Source organism: Nitrobacter sp. TKz-YC02 (assembly GCF_049852135.1).
GTDB lineage: Bacteria > Pseudomonadota > Alphaproteobacteria > Rhizobiales > Xanthobacteraceae > Nitrobacter > Nitrobacter vulgaris.
In genome coordinates this window covers 676,291-691,719 of sequence record NZ_CP180728.1, presented here as the reverse complement: position 1 = coordinate 691,719, position 15,429 = coordinate 676,291, and the positions used below count along the sequence as shown (strand labels likewise).

Genomic DNA, 15,429 nt, shown 5'->3' with positions numbered 1-15,429 from the left:
AGACATCCGGTGGTGCATGACGAATTGGCACGATTGAGGGAGATGGCTCGTGGATTTGTTTCGGGGCATGACGAACGAGGCTGAGCAACAAAAAAAACTAAGTCTCGACCGGGGACTTTTCTTCATCAATTACAAAAGCGCCGAAGACTCCGTCTCGCCACCTCGCGTAATCGTCGCGCCGACCCAGGGGCATGAGCGCCGCATGGAGATCATTCTGCATCCAGATGCGACCGAGCCGACTTTATACAGTCCCAATTCTGGACTGGTCGTGCGGATTAACACACCCGCGACTTTGCAGGTTCAGGTCCGACCGACGAGACCCGGAGGATCGCAATCTGCCATCGTGCGCGTCGAACAGATCCAGGCCGGACGAATTCCCGACGCGGTAGGTCCAGGCAACGGCGTGGGGCTGCATGTTGCAACGGACGGTCTGAAGGTGCTTGGCCACGTCGCAGGCCGCGGCGACATTGTCGTCGGTCCGAATGCGTGGATCGCTGGTCCGGCCGCGCCGTCTCGCGTGGAAGGCGTGGCGCTGGAATGGCCGGACAAACCTGCGAGCATCGATATACGGTACGCGGTCCAGTTCGCCAATGGTCAGACTGGCAGCGGCAAGATGGTGCCGCTCGGCACCTATGCAGGCACGCGCGGCCGGGCCCTGCCCCTTACCGGCGTGGTTCTCGAGATGAGCGGCACCGATGAACTGAAGTTTGTGGCCGAGGCAGGCTTTTTGAATGCGCCCACTCTCCGCGCAGTTGGCAAGCGCGTGGTTTTATCGGGTCCGACCAGCCGCGAACCCCTGGTAGGCATTCGCATCGGGATCGAGCGTAGTGCGCCTGCGGAGGTGGTTGCAACGTCTGCACCACGCAAGTCTGCCGGTTCAGCACGGGTGCGAGTCTTCCGCAGCCAGCAGCGTCAGGCGGGCGCCGCCAGATAGAAGCCGATCATCGCTTTCGGATTGCGCGCTGGAGGCCGGCTGCGGATTTGAAGCTCCGGCCAAGCGCCAACTTGTCAGGACACCGCCAGATGGTTCTCGGCTCCGTCACTGACAATCAGGACCGTGCTGCATATTCCTCGTATGTCATGCTCGAACGCATGGCCGCGCAAGCGTTAACGGCTAAGGACTATTTTGCTGCATTCAAGTACGCGGACAGACGTTGCCGGGTCGATCCATCATCGGCTGCACATTGCTTCGTTCTCCGCGCGGAGGCGAACTGGAGACTCGAACGCAAGGAAGCGGCCATGGCTGATCTCGCCGAAGCGCTCCTCGTCGATCCATCCGATCTTGCCGCCAACCGCAGAATGTTTGCCTGGGCCACCGACGATCGACGGCGCACCGCAGCCGCCGATCTGATCGGCCGCGACAGCAATCCGGCAGTCCTGCGCCTTGCCATTGAGGAACTCCGACAAGCGGGGTATCGGCATTGGGCTGCCTATTCGGTATTTGACAACCACGTGACCGGCTGGATCGCGTGGACCACAGCGAACGCCGTAGAAGTGAGCGTGGGGGTCGAAAACGGCGCACTGATCAGCCAGCTCGAGCCCGACCCGTTTCACCCCTTGGCCAGCGTGGACGTTCAGGCAGCGGCGTTCCTGGTTCGGCGTCCAACGTCGCGAGCGCCTCAGACGCTGACGCTAACATGCGACGGCGAGATCTTCCGGGTTCGACGGCTGGCTCCCAACCTGTCTTCACCACCTGACCTGCCAAGCCAAGCTTGCCGCCCAACCGCGCCACGATACGACACCTTGCCACCCACCGTTATCGTTCCGGTGTACCGGGACGTAGCGGCGACGCTGGACTGTTTTGACAGTCTCATCAAGGCACGCGCATCGAATACGACTGGGAAACTTTCCTTTCGTATCCTGGCAATCGACGATACTAGCCCTGAACCGAAGTTGCGGCGCTATCTCAGCGAGCTTGCCGCCCGAGGGACGATCGATCTCCTCGTGAACGAGAGCAATCTCGGCTTCGTCGGCGCGATCAATCGCGCGCTGGAGAACGTACTGGAGGGCGACGTCATTCTGCTCAATTCGGACACCATTGTGCCGCCGGACTTCGTTGAGAGACTGGCGGACGTAGCGCGTTCCGCACCGGATATTGGAACAGTCACTCCCTTGTCGAACAACGGTGACATTTTTTCGTTTCCAGTACCGAACAATGTCAATCCGATGCAAAGCTATGAAGGAATTCTTGAGATCGACCGGATCGCGAGCATCGCCAATGCCGGTGATGTTACCGACGTGCCGAGCGGCATTGGCTTCTGTCTCTATGTCACGCGCGACTGTCTCAAGGCCATTGGCGCACTATCGGAAAACTTCGAACGAGGCTATCTTGAGGACGTCGATCTCTGCTTGCGCGCGCGCGGCAAGGGTTTTCGTAACGTCTGCGCGCCGTCAGTCTATGTCGGGCATCACGGCTCGAAATCCTTCCAGCACGAAAAGCGACGTTTGGTGCTTCGCAATCTGGAGGTGCTTGACCAGCGATTTCCTGACTATCGGCGGGAATGTCGCGCATTCGAGATCGCAGATCCGTTGCGACCGGCGCGTGCGAAGCTCGACCGGGCGATAACATGGCCCTGCCAGCCTTCCGTTCTGATTCTCGGAAATCGACGGAGATTTGCCGTTGCTGAGGAGCGGGCGCGCCATCTCAGCGAGCGTGGCGAGCGTGCGATTTTCCTGTCGCGCGAACGAGATGTCATTCATGTCAGAGCCGCAGATGGGAGCAGCCCACAAGCCATTCAGTTGAATTTCGGCACTGAGACAGGCGCCACCGAGGCGGCTGCCATCATCACACGGCTGCGCCCCGATCGAGTCGAGATTATCGAACCGAGCCCATTACCTCAGTTGATCGACCTGATACGGAATCTTGGCCTTCCGATCCATACGTGGCTTACGTCAGGGACCTTGAGCGAAGCGATCACGTCGTTTCCCGATGAGACTCAGCTTTTTGTTCCCGGAAAGGAGGCCGAGGCGTATGCGAGGGCTCGCTGGCCCGAACGCAAAATCGTCCTTCAGGATTGGCCGACCCGCCCACTGACCGTGGAGCCGATCCATGGCGCGAGTCGATCGCTTGCCATCGTACCGTCCGAGCCCTCTCCCGTATCATTCCGCTTGATACGACGTTTGGTAGATGACTTGCGACGGTCGATCGTTGTTGCCGGCGTGACCTGTGACGATGAGCGCCTGATGTCCTACACAAATGTCTTTGTTACCGGCAAAATCGCAGCCGGCCAGATCGGCGATGTGCTGGCGCCGCATAACCCTGGCTGGCTGTTGACGGATTTCGACGAACCGGCATTCGGTCATCCTCTGATCGAAACTGCAAGACGAGCGTCGATACCCGTCGCTTACCGCGACTGGTCAGCCGGATTGATCAAACCGCGAAAGGACGATCTTCCCATCCCGGCAGACGCGGACGAGGAGGAATTTATCGATGCCGTTATCGCGTGGGCCGGACTGTCTTAAACATGACGCGCGTCATCCGGGCTCGCAAGGCACAGGTCACCAAGCCAAAGCTGATCAGCCGGCTCTCGCTCGGCGACGACGGCACCGTGTCCGGCTTTGTGTTCGATCCGGATGCGCCGGAACACCGCTTCACGATCGATATCCTGCTCGACGGCCTGGTGCTGAAGACTGCTTACGCCGACGCGTTCGCGCCGAAATGCTCTGAGCTAGACCGAAGTAACACTTGCGGCTTCGCTGTGAACATTGACATCGATCTGCTCCATGCCGCGCGTCATCTTTCGGCGCGACTCGCCAATCTCGGAACTCCCGTTGGCCACCCCATAGACCTTGAGAATGACACGACGTTTCGAGCCGACCTTCGCCCGACCTGCAAGCTGCGCTGGCTGGGCGGCCTGCACTTCCAAGGGTGGATCGATAGCGAGATCGTCGTCACTCTGGAAGCAATCGTCGACGGGGAGTCCGTCGCACAGGTCCGCGCCACGGCCTGGACGCACATCGGTGGCGATGCCGAAGGAGGTGCGTCCCGCAACGTTCGTGCATTCGATTTCCACGTCCCGCAACGTCTCGCCGACGGAAGAGTCCATCGAATCCTGCTGCGGAAAGAGGATGGCGAACAAATTCCGGCAACCGCCACCTTCGTGGCGTTTCCCGACGGCCTAGCCGGAATGATTGATGTCATCGGCGGTTATGCCGCCGAGCGGCTGCGCGGCAAACTTTACGACCGGCTTATTCCAGCCTCGCTGCCGTTGCACGACTATGCCGACTGGCGCGAGCGCTTTCCGTTACCGGAGCCTCAGCCAAGCCCGCTTCGGCTGGCCATCGTGATCGCTGGAAGCTCCGGCACCCAGCAGACGCTCGCCAGCCTCGAAGCGCAAAGCCACGAGAATTGGACCGCTGGCGCAATCGACGGCCAGCCGCTGTCGATCGACAGCGGCGCCATGCTGGAGTTTCTCGAGGACGCCGCGCCCGATGCGGACTACATCGTCGTGACCATGGCGGGCGTATCGCTGGAACGAACCGCTCTTGCACGCATCGCGGCTGCGTTCGACGCCCATCCTGATGCATTAGCTTTGTACGGTGACCTCGACTTTCTCACTGACGACGGTCGCCTCTGGCCGCTTGCTTTTCCAGCGTTCGATTACGAAAGGTTACTGGAACAAGGCTATTGCGCCCACCTGTTCGCAGTCCGGCGTAACGCATTATTTGCGGCCATCGAGGCGGCGCGGCCGAATAACCTCTACCGCCTTTTCAACAGCCTGCTGGATCAAATCGGTCCTCTGCGAACAGATATCCTTCACTTGCCGGGAGCATTGGCGACCATGCCAAAGCTCGACCGAACCACAGCTGGTGCGCTGCTGTCCGCGGCAAGCACGTCGCACCTGCGGGCGCGCGGAATCCATGCGAACGTGACCCAACGGACCGGAAATTTTTTCCCAGCGGTTCGAATCAAGCGACCGCTCTCCAAACAACGCGTGACGGTGATCATCCCGACGCGCGACCGCGTTTCTCTCCTGCAACGTTGCCTTGAGACCATCGCGCCTGCCGTTGAACGCTGCCGCGCCGATATCCTTGTTATCGACAACGACAGCGCGCATCCGCAGACTCTTGACTTTCTTTCCGATCTCCCGCGACGCGGCATTCGAATATTGCGGATCGAGGGGCCATTCAATTTCGCAAGGCTCAACAATCAAGCCGCCGCAACACTCGACAGCGACATCCTGTGCCTGCTCAACAACGACATCGAAGCGGATTCCGATGACTGGCTCGAGGAGATGCTCACGCGTCTGGGCGAGCCGGACGTCGGCGCGGTCGGCGCGCTGCTGACCTGGCCCGGTGACGTCGTCCAGCACGGTGGCGTGGTGTTGGGCATGAACTTTTCGGTCGCGCATGCCTTTACGGACCGGTTCAGCGATGACCCGGGCTTTCTCGATCAGCTTCTTGTGGCGCACGAATGCAGCGCGGTGACCGCGGCTTGCCTTGCAACCCGACGAAACGACTATCTCGCCGTCGGCGGAATGGACGAGGGCCGCTTCGCGGTGGCGCTCAACGATGTCGACTATTGCCTGCGGCTGCGCGAGGCCGGCAAGCGCATCGTCTTGACACCGTACGCGAAACTGATTCACGCCGAGTCCGCCAGCCGGGGGAGCGATCATCGCGCCGACCGGCGAGGCCGATTCGAACATGAACTCAATCTGCTTCGTGCGCGCTGGGGTGAACGGCTGAACGACGACCCGGCTTACAATCCGCAATTGTCACGCGACGGTGTCCCCTATAGCGGCCTGGCATGGCCGCCGGGACGACGAACTCCCCGATACAATCGTCCGCCGGTCTCGCACGATCTGCTGTTTGGATTCTGACGCAACGCCGGAAGCTGGTTCAAGAAATCGAAATACGCTCCAAGAGTAATCCTTTCGAGCATGATCTTATCCGAAACAAGGTCCGCCTTTTTGGGCGCGGCGCTGAGGCCGGGATCATGCTCTCATTGCCAAGACCGCCTGCTCGCCTTGACGGGTAACAAGGCTGTCGAGTTCGGCCGACAGCGCTTCCTGCCAGGTTGGCGGGGCCAACCCGAAACGATCTCGCAATTGCGACAGGTCGAGCCTGGAATTACCAGGTCGCTTGGCCTTGGTCGGAAAATCGGCCGTGGCTATCGGGGTGATCCTTTCCACCAGGAGCTTCACACCGCGAGACTTCAATCCGTCAACGATGGCGGTGGCAAAGCCGTGCCAACTCGTTTCGCCGGCACAGGCGAGATTGACCACACCGCCGTGGCGCGCGAACAACGCGCTCACGTTCGATCCATTCGAGAACACGATGTTAGAAATGGCATTAGCGATCGTGCTTGCCGTGGTTGGGGCACCGGTCTGATCGGCGACAATGCGCAATTCCTCGCGTTCACCAGCCAGCCGCGCGATGGTCCGCAGAAAATTGGCGCCGGTCGCTGCGTAGACCCAGGAGGTGCGTGCAATCAGATGCGGCCCACCGGCCGCCTGGATGGCGAGATCGCCGGCGAGCTTACTCGCGCCATAGACCGAGAGCGGGCCGGCGGGACTGTCCTCGCGCCACGGCTTGTTGCCCGAGCCATCGAAAACATAGTCGGTCGAGAAATGGATCAACGGCACACGATGCCTTGCCGACCATTCCGCGATCGCCGCGGGCGCTTTGGCGTTGATAAGGAAAGCGAGTTCACGCTCGTCCTCTGCGCAATCCACCGCGGTATAGGCTGCGGGATTGACAATGAGATCGGGCTTGAATCCGTCGAGCGCTCCGGCAAGCATTTCGGGCTTCGAAAGGTCGAACGCGCTGCGCGACGGCGCAATAACCGTACAGCCTTTGTCCAGCAACGACCGAAGCGCTCCGCCGACCTGACCGCTGGTACCCGTCAATAATATCCGCATCAGACTTGCCCATAGCGAGGAAGGTTCTTGATCTCCGCGAGCAGCGGCGCATCCGCATCCTTGGCTGACAAGGACGGCGTTTCCACGCCCCAATCGATGCCGATTGCAGGATCGTTCCAGCGGATCGAGACTTCGTCCTTCGGACTGTAGAGATCGTCGCATTTGTAGAAGAAATCGGCGGTCTCGGAGAGAACGACAAAGCCGTGCGCGAAGCCGCGGGGAACCCAGAGCTGCCGCCTGTTGTCTTCGCTCAGCTCAACGGCCACGTGGCGGCCGAAATTCGGGCTGCCAACGCGGACGTCGACGGCGACATCCAGAACCTTGCCGCGGAGCACCGTCACCAGCTTCCCTTGCGGAAAAGGGTTTTGCAGGTGCAACCCGCGCAGCACGCCCCGGGCAGAGCGGGACAGATTGTCCTGGACGAACGGGCAAGTGACTCCGTGCTCGGAGTAACGGGGAAATTGATACGTCTCGAGAAAAAAGCCGCGCTGATCTCCGAACAGCTTGGGCTCGATGACCACTGCGTCGGGAACTTCGGTCCGAATAACATTCATTTCGTGTCACTTTATATTTGTTAACGTATGATACCTCCGCATCGATAACAAACTTGCACGCTTAACGCTATATGTTATGTTATCAGCGATTAAATGAGAGGGGCCATGAAAGGCATCATTCTTGCCGGGGGGACGGGTTCCCGCCTTTACCCGGTGACGACGGTCGTTTCCAAGCAGCTCCTGCCCGTCTTTGACAAGCCAATGATCTACTATCCGCTGTCCACGTTGATGCTGGGCGGCATTCGCGAGATTTTGATCATTTCGACACCGCAGGACGGGCCGTTGTTTCATCGGCTACTCGGCGACGGCAGCGAAATCGGCATGCGCTTTGCCTATGCGACGCAGGAAACCCCGCGCGGGCTGGCGGATGCCTTCATCGTCGGCCGCGATTTTATAGGCTCCGACTCCGTCGCGCTCGTATTGGGCGACAACATTTTCTACGGTCATGGGTTGCCCCAACTGCTATCGGCCGCGTCCTCCCGCAACAAGGGCGCCACTGTGTTCGGCTATGTCGTGAACACCCCAGAACAATACGGGGTCGTTGAGCTCGACGATACCGGACGAGCACGCTCGATCGAAGAGAAGCCAAAGCAGCCGAAATCCAACGTGGCCGTGACCGGGCTGTATTTTTATGACAACGACGTCGTCGAAATTGCAGCTGGAATCAAGCCGTCTGCGCGTGGCGAGATCGAGATCACGGACGTCAACAACGCCTATCTTGAGCGCGGCGATCTGTACGTCGAGGTTCTCGGGCGCGGCTTCGCCTGGCTCGACACCGGGACCCATTCCTCGCTGGTCGAGGCCAGCCACTTTGTTCAGATCCTGGAGCAGCGTCAGGGCTTACGCATCGCTTGCCCCGAGGAAATCGCGCTGCGGCAAGGCTACATCTCGCTTCCGGCATTTGAGAAGGCTGCCGAGAAGAATGGAAAAAGCAGCTACGGCGAATATCTGAGATCCGTTGCCATTTCATACCAGTGTTAATTTCGCGGAGGTGATCGGTTATGCGCTTTAAGGCTTCGACCATTTTTGTCACAGGCGGCGCGGGGTTCATCGGTTCGGCGGTGGTTCGCCACCTCCTGCACAATACTCACGCTCGCGTGGTCAACATCGATAAATGCACCTACGCAGCGAACCTCGACTCACTGCCTGGTACGAACGAGAACCTGAATTATGCCTTCGAGAAGCAATGCATCTGCGATGGCCTCGGGCTGCGTCATCTTTTCGAGAAATATCGACCAGACGCCGTGATGAACCTCGCCGCAGAGAGTCATGTAGACCGCTCAATCGATGGCCCAACTGAGTTCATCCAGACCAACATCGTCGGTACATTCACCCTGCTGCAGGAAACCTTGCGTTATTGGCGTTCGCTGTCGCCCGATAAGCAAAAGAAATTCCGCTTCCTGCACGTCTCAACCGACGAGGTATTCGGCTCGCTCGGCGACGATGGCTTTTTTACGGAGGCCACCGCCTACGCGCCGAACTCACCATACTCGGCTAGCAAGGCATCCTCCGACCATCTGGTGCGCGCATGGCGCGAAACCTATGAATTGCCCACGCTGGTCACCAATTGCTCGAATAATTACGGCCCCTATCACTTTCCTGAAAAGCTCATCCCTCACATCATCATCAAGGGCCTCGCCGGCGAGCCGCTGCCTGTTTATGGCGACGGCAAGAACATTCGAGACTGGCTCTATGTCAATGATCACGCGAAAGCGCTCACACTGGCGCTCGAGCACGGCGCGATCGGCGAAACCTACAATGTCGGCGGACGTAACGAGCGCACCAACCTGCATGTGGTCGAGAGCATCTGTGACCTGCTCGACGAGATCCTGCCGGGTGCGGCACGGCATCGTGACCTCATCACTTTCGTCGCCGACCGCCCCGGCCATGATCGGCGCTACGCCATCGACGCATCCAAGCTTGAGCGCGAACTCGGTTGGCTCGCGGAGGAGAACTTTGAGAGTGGGATTGAGAAGACGGTGCGTTGGTATGTCGACGAACAACCGTGGTGGCGGGCGATCCTGGAGCGAGGCTACACAGCAAAGCGCGTGGGACTCAGGCAGTAGCCTGCCGATGGCTCGCTCAAAAACTCGCTCTGTGAAATCGGAGTCCATAATACCATGCGCATCGTGATGATCGGCGCCGGCTATGTGGGCCTGGTATCGGCAGCCTGCTTCGCAGATTTCGGCCATGACGTGACCTGCGTCGACAAGGATTCAAACAAGATCGCAGCACTGAACCAGTACAGGATTCCGATTTTTGAACCCGATCTCGACAAACTCGTCGAGTCCGGCATCAATTCGGGCCGGCTGAGATTCGGGGTCGATCTCTCCGATATAGGCGACGCCGATGCCGTATTTATCGCGGTCGGAACTCCGTCACGACGCGGAGATGGGCATGCAGACTTGAGCTACGTGCACGCCGCCGCTCGCGAAATAGCTGGCCTTCTGGAGGGTTTCACGCTCATCGTCACGAAATCGACGGTGCCTGTCGGAACGGGCGACGAGGTCGAGCGGATCATTCAGGAGACAAATCCAGCGGCCGACTTCGCCGTCGTTGCGAACCCGGAGTTCCTGCGGGAGGGCGCGGCAATCCGTGACTTCCAGCATCCGGATCGCATCGTGGTCGGGACCGAGGACGAGCGCGCCAGGAAAGTGATGGGCCGGATCTACCGCCCGCTTTATCTCAACCAGGCGCCCATCCTCTATACTAGCCGACGGACCGCTGAATTGATCAAGTACGCCGCCAACGCCTTTCTCGCGACCAAGATCACCTTCATCAACGAGATCGCGGATCTTGCGGAACGCGTCGGAGCCAACGTGCAGGACGTTGCGCGGGGCATCGGGCTCGACAATCGCATCGGCGCCAAATTTCTTCATGCTGGACCGGGCTATGGCGGCTCGTGCTTTCCGAAGGACACCCGCGCGTTATCGAAAACCGCGCTCGATTTTGGCGTGCAGCTTCGCGTCGTCGAGGCCACCCTGACCGTGAACGAAATCCGCAAGCGTACGATGTCGCGAAAGGTAGCCGGCGCGCTCGACCATGATATTCGCGGAAAGACGATCGCCGTACTGGGCCTGACCTTCAAACCCGACACCGATGACATGCGTGAAGCGCCGTCGATCGCATTGATTGCCGGCCTGCTCGATTTCGGCGCCAAGGTAAAAGCGCACGATCCCGTCGGCATGGAGCAAGCGAAGAAAGAGCTCTCCGATATCGAATACTGCGACGACCCCTACGCCTGCGCCCGCGGCGCCGACGCGCTGGTGATCGTGACCGAGTGGCGACAGTTCCGCGCGCTGGACCTCGAACGGATCAAAACCGACATGGCCACGCCTGTTATCGTGGATTTGCGAAACATCTACAGGCCGGAAGACGTACGATCGGCAGGATTCAAGTATGAAAGCATTGGTCGCCAATAAGACGAACATTTCGGGGAGCGACACCTTGCTGACCCCCCACATGGCCGCAACCGACACGAAGCAACAGTTGTTGCCGAGGATGTCTTCAGATGAGGCGGCCTTGTTCCTGTCGTTCGTCAGAAACAGCCGCATATACGTGGAATTTGGAACCGGCGGAAGCACTGCCGTCGCATCAAGGCACGTTCAGAGTTCGATACTTTCTGTTGATTCTTCCCGGGAATGGCTCGATCAGGTCAGGACCGCATGCGCCTCGAGTCAAACAAAGCCAGAGCTGATTTTTGTCGATATCGGTCCGACTGGCGAATGGGGATTTCCGACTGACGCCTCTACGAAATCGCGCTGGCCGGACTATCACTCGGCCATCTGGAAAATGCCGCATAGCGCGGCAGCGGATCTCTATTTCGTCGACGGTCGTTTCAGGGTCGCGTGCTTCGCGCAGATCGTATTGCACTGTAATCCGAATGCGATTATCGGCATTCACGATTTCACTTCACGTCCAAAGTATCATTGCGTCAGGGAAATCGCGCGCGAGATTGCAACTGCCGGCGATATCTCGTTCTTCCGCCCTCTTCCGGAAAGGAGAATTGCAGAGGCCCTCCTCCAATCATTTCATGCCGAGCCGGCCTAACAGCTATTCCGGCTCCGATGGAATCAATAGCTTTTCGTTGACGCGTTTCTTCACGCGAACCGAAATTCACTTCATTCGAAAGCGCTATAGCTAAACAGCTTCGCTAATGCCCGCGTCGCAACCGGCGAGGGTTGGATTCGCATACAGCGCGCACCGTGCGCTGCATCTGCAGTGAATTTTCAGCGGTGAGCCAATTTCTTGAGCTCAGGCAGGAATTTCAGGATCGTCAGATCCTCGACGTCATTGCGGTCGCGAAGCGTGAAGAACTCCATCGCCCGTATGCGCTCGGGGTCACCTTCCGCTAAAGGCCTCCCCCGTTCCCGTTTCTTCAAAAGCTGCTGTCGAGATTTCGTATAGTAGTGATTGATGGCCAGCTTCTTGCGCTTCGGAACCGAGCACCGACCGCCGATCGGGAAAACGGGGGTGCCGTCCTCCTGGACGTAACATCCCAATACCAGCGACTGATGGGGGTGAAGATAGGCCACGATCGCATCAGGGCGCACGATCGACTTCATCACATAATGATCCGGAAAATCATCAGGAGCCCGTCGCGTAAACGACTCGATGCAGAGGCCTTGTGGTTTTGCCTCGTGACCATTGGAACCGAAATTCAGCCATTGAACCGCGACAGCCGGCGCCGAGGGAATATCGTCCAGAACATCCCTGATGCTGTTACCCTCGACGGGATAAAGAAACTCGTCGGCATCGATAAACGCGCACCATTCGGAGCTATTCCGATAGCTGTCGATTGCGTGATGAAAGGCGCGTATTTGTCCGAACTCACCTTTCACATGGTGGTAGGTGATCATGTCCGGCCAAGGAAAGGATTCAATTATCGCTCGCGTTTCGTCGGTACTTTCGTTGTCGTACAAATAGAAATGATCAACACCGACCAGCTTGTGGAGATGCAGCCACTCAAGCAGATCGTCCGCTTCGTTCTTGATTGCACAAACAATAGATAATCTGTGCTTCTTGCGGCTCACGCCGGCATACAGCTTCTTGGCCTCCATGACTCGGAGAAGGCCAGCGAATTCCCGGCGGAGATTCTCGCTCGAGGGAGCAGCCGCCAAGGCGGCAAGATAGGTATCTTGCGCCGCTTGGGCCGAGCCCATGTTCAAATAGGTTACGGCAAGTCGATGCAGGATACGGGAATCGGACGGCAGTTCTCTCGTGAGACGCGTCAGAATCTCTCGTGCTCGCGCAAAATCGCAAGCCTGCATCAGCACCGCAGCTCTCGCGAACTGATACTCGTTGTACCCGCCAAACTGCTCTTCCAGCTCCTTGACCGACTGCATCAGTTCTTCCGGATTCGGATTGGCAATCCGGCCGGAAAAGAACTCTTTCAATCTTGGTTCGATCTCGTTGGCCGTGAGCGCATCGACGTCCAGGTCCAAGCCGAATTTTGTCAGTGTCGCAGTTTCCATTCCCACCCTGTCGCGCTCCAGGCTTGTTGAAAAACCCTAACACCGGCTCCCAATTCCGGCGAAGCGACTTGTTGCCGGATTGCGGTATGATCTTAACAGATCAGAGCCGTGTTCAATTCACGTGTGAAGCCTATTCTAGATTTTTGTAAGGTCTTTTCGAGGAAAATCAACAGATCAGTTAACGAATACCACTGTGCAGTGTTATGGTTGAATGAACGAGCCTGACACTCGACGGCCGAAATTGACTACAGACGGAAGGCGTTCGCGCATGTTGACCCGACGCACGATTGTCGCTTCGCTGGCGGCAAGCCTGATTCCGCCTATCACGCCGATCTTCCGGCGCGGGAGTTTCGCCGCAACGGCGATGAAACCCCGCCCCTTGGTGGGAGCAATCCGCTGGGATGCCTGGTATTCGCCGGGCTCGGCGCCGACTGAAGCAGTCGAGAACTCGCTATCGCCCGAGAAATATCGCTGGCGAGCGCCATTTTTCGCCAAAAGCTCCGCCCATGATCCGAAGCCTTTTTCTTTCCCTCCCATCACGCCGGAGGAAATGGACAAGGAGATACGTCAAGCCGTCTTTGCCGGCCTCGATTACTGGGCCTTCGTTGCCTATGGATCAAACCATCCGATGTCGAAAGCGCTCTATCAGTTCAGAGCCAGCGCGGCGCGTGACAGCCTCAGATATTGTCTGTTTACCGAACTTGACCGGTGGGGGTCACGCAACAAGCCGACAACCTTGCCTCAAGAGCATATCGGTCTCATGGCTGACAGGAATTACCTGCGAGTCTCGGGTGATCGACCTTTATATTTTCTGGGTTTCATCGCGCCGGCCTCCATAGAACGAAACTGGAAAGGAGTCGCGGGTCTGAAAGAGCAAATCGAAAAGTTTAGAAGTAGCGCAACCGAGGCGGGGCTAGCCAATCCCTACATCGTGCTGGCCGGAGATCAGAATTTCTTGATGCGGGAAGCCAAGCATATCGGCGGGGATGCGACCGGATCATACGCGCTCACGATTGGGAATGGCCGAGGATCTTTTGCCGAGCTTACGCGAGTTGCTGAACGAGGTTGGAACGAACTCAGTAATGGTCACCTGCCTGTAGTGCCGACCGTGATGACGGGATGGGATCGACGCCCTCGCATTGAACATCCTGTCCCATGGGAAAAAAAACAGAAACCAGGAGAAGGCATAGAGAACTTCTTCACAGCGCCGACGAAAAAAGAACTCGCCGATCATCTGGAACGCGCGCTCGGTTGGGTCACCGCTCGGCCACCGGGCGAGCAAGCCCCCGTTGTGCTGATCTATGCCTGGAACGAGAACGATGAAGGCGGCTGGCTGATGCCGACGTTGCCTTGCCAGACAGACCGTCTTGATGCGCTGCGCCAAGTTCTCAAGAAGACAGCCGTCCCGAGCCGCAAGCCTGAACTCTGCTAAGCTGTTTCAACTGGGTTGAAATCTCTCGAGTCTTTTCGCTTCTGACAGACCTAGATGCCTGGCTTTATGGTTTTGATCTTACGCGTTTTCTTCACGCGAACCGTTATCTACTTCGCTCGAAAAACGCTCTAATATGTTGCTTTGGATTCATTCGGCCCAAGATCATCGCGATCTGGGTCATCGCCACTTGAGCGGCATCGTCCATTCGTTCCAGTCCACGGTGCGATGGTCAGGATGGTATGGAGCATACAGTTGCTTCAACCAATAGCTGAAGTTCGGATGGAGCTTGATAAAACTGTAGAAGGCATCTCCGAAGTTTATCGGGCTCAGACAAGCTCTGTTGATCGGTCGTTGAGCTATCGCGTTTGTGCAGTACGACGACATGCAGGCCCTTGTTTCGCGTTCGGCCACGTTGCTCAAGCTTCGAAAACTATTCGTTGAATGGAGCCGATACATATAGCGATCCGATTCGACATACTTGGGCTCGACCACTGTTACGGCACGGAGCGCGAACTCCCAGTCATGGCAGTATTTCAGATCGGACAGCAACCCGATTTTCCTTAGCAGTTCCCGGCTCAATACGAAGTTGCCGCTTGAGGCGGCGACCTGTGAATCCAGAAAGATCCAGGATAACGGAGAACCCGTTATTCGGCCGCGATCAGTGGCGTATCGAAGGCTCGTCGGAAATTGATGGGTTGTTATCGGCCTGCCGCGTTCATCGATTGGCTCAACGGCCGAAAAGCCGAAAAACAGCTTTTCTCTCTCATATTGGCTCGCAAATATCCGGATACGATCTTTCGAAAATGCATCATCCGAATTCAGAAAGAAGATCATGTCTCCCTTCGCGAGAGACAGCGCCCTGTTCCAGGTGCCGGGCGCTCCGAGGTTGAGAGGATTCTTCAGGAGCGAATAGGATGCGAAGCGCTTGGCAAAGGATCTTTTTTTTAAGACCCGTTGCGCGATTTCGAAGCTCTTATCAGGCGAGTGATCGTCGACGATAATGAGCTCAACGTCGGGGAAGTTCTGTCGATAGACAGTCTCCAAGCATTCTTCGATATACGCTTCATGCTTGTAGCAAGCGATGACGACGCTGGCCAACATGCGGATTC

12 protein-coding genes are annotated in these 15,429 nt (G+C 57.9%); 8 read left to right on the top strand and 4 right to left on the bottom strand.

The annotated features are described in order from the left end of the window. The first annotated feature begins 67 nt into the window (after positions 1-67). From ACM561_RS03230 to ACM561_RS03220, 3 genes are all read left to right on the top strand, one after another. Complete coding sequence (locus tag ACM561_RS03230) at positions 68-934, top strand: hypothetical protein (RefSeq protein WP_425909625.1); 867 nt, start codon at positions 68-70, stop codon at positions 932-934. Between the two features lie 89 nt (positions 935-1,023). Beyond that, complete coding sequence (locus ACM561_RS03225) at positions 1,024-3,462, top strand: glycosyltransferase family 2 protein (RefSeq protein WP_425907995.1); 2,439 nt, start codon at positions 1,024-1,026, stop codon at positions 3,460-3,462. A gap of 2 nt (positions 3,463-3,464) precedes the next feature. Continuing rightward, on the top strand, positions 3,465-5,819 hold the full coding sequence (locus ACM561_RS03220) for a glycosyltransferase family 2 protein (protein WP_425907993.1): 2,355 nt from the start codon (positions 3,465-3,467) through the stop codon (positions 5,817-5,819). 114 nt (positions 5,820-5,933) lie between these two features. On the opposite strand, the gene rfbD is transcribed toward ACM561_RS03220, so the two are convergent. Both rfbD and rfbC read right to left on the bottom strand, forming a co-directional pair. Continuing rightward, on the bottom strand, positions 5,934-6,860 hold the full coding sequence (rfbD, locus tag ACM561_RS03215) for a dTDP-4-dehydrorhamnose reductase (RefSeq protein ID WP_425907992.1): 927 nt from the start codon (positions 6,858-6,860) through the stop codon (positions 5,934-5,936). Then, positions 6,860-7,414, bottom strand: coding sequence for a dTDP-4-dehydrorhamnose 3,5-epimerase (gene rfbC / locus ACM561_RS03210; RefSeq protein WP_425907991.1), 555 nt, complete (start codon positions 7,412-7,414; stop codon positions 6,860-6,862). The genes rfbD and rfbC overlap by 1 nt, the downstream gene beginning before the upstream one ends. A 105-nt stretch (positions 7,415-7,519) precedes the next feature. Here rfbC and rfbA point away from each other — a divergent pair, with 105 nt between their 5' ends. Genes rfbA through ACM561_RS03190 form a run of 4 tightly spaced genes read left to right on the top strand, consistent with a single transcriptional unit; the run spans position 7,520 to position 11,464 of the window. Next, complete coding sequence (rfbA, locus tag ACM561_RS03205) at positions 7,520-8,395, top strand: glucose-1-phosphate thymidylyltransferase RfbA (protein ID WP_079445702.1); 876 nt, start codon at positions 7,520-7,522, stop codon at positions 8,393-8,395. A 20-nt stretch (positions 8,396-8,415) separates the two neighbouring features. Next, entirely contained in the window at positions 8,416-9,480 is a 1,065-nt protein-coding gene (gene rfbB, locus ACM561_RS03200) for a dTDP-glucose 4,6-dehydratase (protein ID WP_425907989.1), read from the top strand. Positions 9,481-9,534: 54 nt separating this feature from the next. Further along, the gene (locus ACM561_RS03195; protein ID WP_425907987.1) at positions 9,535-10,836 is read left to right on the top strand and encodes a UDP-glucose dehydrogenase family protein; all 1,302 of its coding nucleotides are present in this window, start codon (positions 9,535-9,537) and stop codon (positions 10,834-10,836) included. Continuing rightward, on the top strand, positions 10,814-11,464 hold the full coding sequence (locus tag ACM561_RS03190) for a hypothetical protein (RefSeq protein WP_425907985.1): 651 nt from the start codon (positions 10,814-10,816) through the stop codon (positions 11,462-11,464). The genes ACM561_RS03195 and ACM561_RS03190 overlap by 23 nt, the downstream gene beginning before the upstream one ends. Positions 11,465-11,643: 179 nt before the next feature. Here ACM561_RS03190 and ACM561_RS03185 read toward each other — a convergent pair whose 3' ends face one another. Further along, positions 11,644-12,888 (bottom strand): glycosyltransferase family 92 protein, encoded by a 1,245-nt coding sequence (locus ACM561_RS03185; RefSeq protein WP_425907983.1) that lies wholly within the window; start codon positions 12,886-12,888, stop codon positions 11,644-11,646. 268 nt (positions 12,889-13,156) lie between these two features. Between ACM561_RS03185 and ACM561_RS03180 the strand changes: the two genes are divergently transcribed. Then, the gene (locus ACM561_RS03180; RefSeq protein WP_425907981.1) at positions 13,157-14,320 is read left to right on the top strand and encodes a hypothetical protein; all 1,164 of its coding nucleotides are present in this window, start codon (positions 13,157-13,159) and stop codon (positions 14,318-14,320) included. A gap of 177 nt (positions 14,321-14,497) precedes the next feature. On the opposite strand, the gene ACM561_RS03175 is transcribed toward ACM561_RS03180, so the two are convergent. Next, entirely contained in the window at positions 14,498-15,421 is a 924-nt protein-coding gene (locus tag ACM561_RS03175; RefSeq protein ID WP_425907980.1) for a glycosyltransferase family 2 protein, read from the bottom strand. Between the last annotated feature and the right edge of the window lie 8 nt (positions 15,422-15,429).

Coding starts and splice junctions, on each gene's coding strand:
- ACM561_RS03185 (WP_425907983.1), bottom strand. CDS start 12,888: ATGGAAACTGCGACACTGACAAAATTCGGCTTGGACCTGGACGTCGAT.
- rfbB (WP_425907989.1), top strand. CDS start 8,416: ATGCGCTTTAAGGCTTCGACCATTTTTGTCACAGGCGGCGCGGGGTTC.
- ACM561_RS03195 (WP_425907987.1), top strand. CDS start 9,535: ATGCGCATCGTGATGATCGGCGCCGGCTATGTGGGCCTGGTATCGGCA.
- rfbC (WP_425907991.1), bottom strand. CDS start 7,414: ATGAATGTTATTCGGACCGAAGTTCCCGACGCAGTGGTCATCGAGCCC.
- rfbD (WP_425907992.1), bottom strand. CDS start 6,860: ATGCGGATATTATTGACGGGTACCAGCGGTCAGGTCGGCGGAGCGCTT.
- ACM561_RS03225 (WP_425907995.1), top strand. CDS start 1,024: ATGGTTCTCGGCTCCGTCACTGACAATCAGGACCGTGCTGCATATTCC.
- ACM561_RS03190 (WP_425907985.1), top strand. CDS start 10,814: ATGAAAGCATTGGTCGCCAATAAGACGAACATTTCGGGGAGCGACACC.
- ACM561_RS03230 (WP_425909625.1), top strand. CDS start 68: ATGACGAACGAGGCTGAGCAACAAAAAAAACTAAGTCTCGACCGGGGA.
- rfbA (WP_079445702.1), top strand. CDS start 7,520: ATGAAAGGCATCATTCTTGCCGGGGGGACGGGTTCCCGCCTTTACCCG.
- ACM561_RS03175 (WP_425907980.1), bottom strand. CDS start 15,421: ATGTTGGCCAGCGTCGTCATCGCTTGCTACAAGCATGAAGCGTATATC.
- ACM561_RS03220 (WP_425907993.1), top strand. CDS start 3,465: ATGACGCGCGTCATCCGGGCTCGCAAGGCACAGGTCACCAAGCCAAAG.
- ACM561_RS03180 (WP_425907981.1), top strand. CDS start 13,157: ATGTTGACCCGACGCACGATTGTCGCTTCGCTGGCGGCAAGCCTGATT.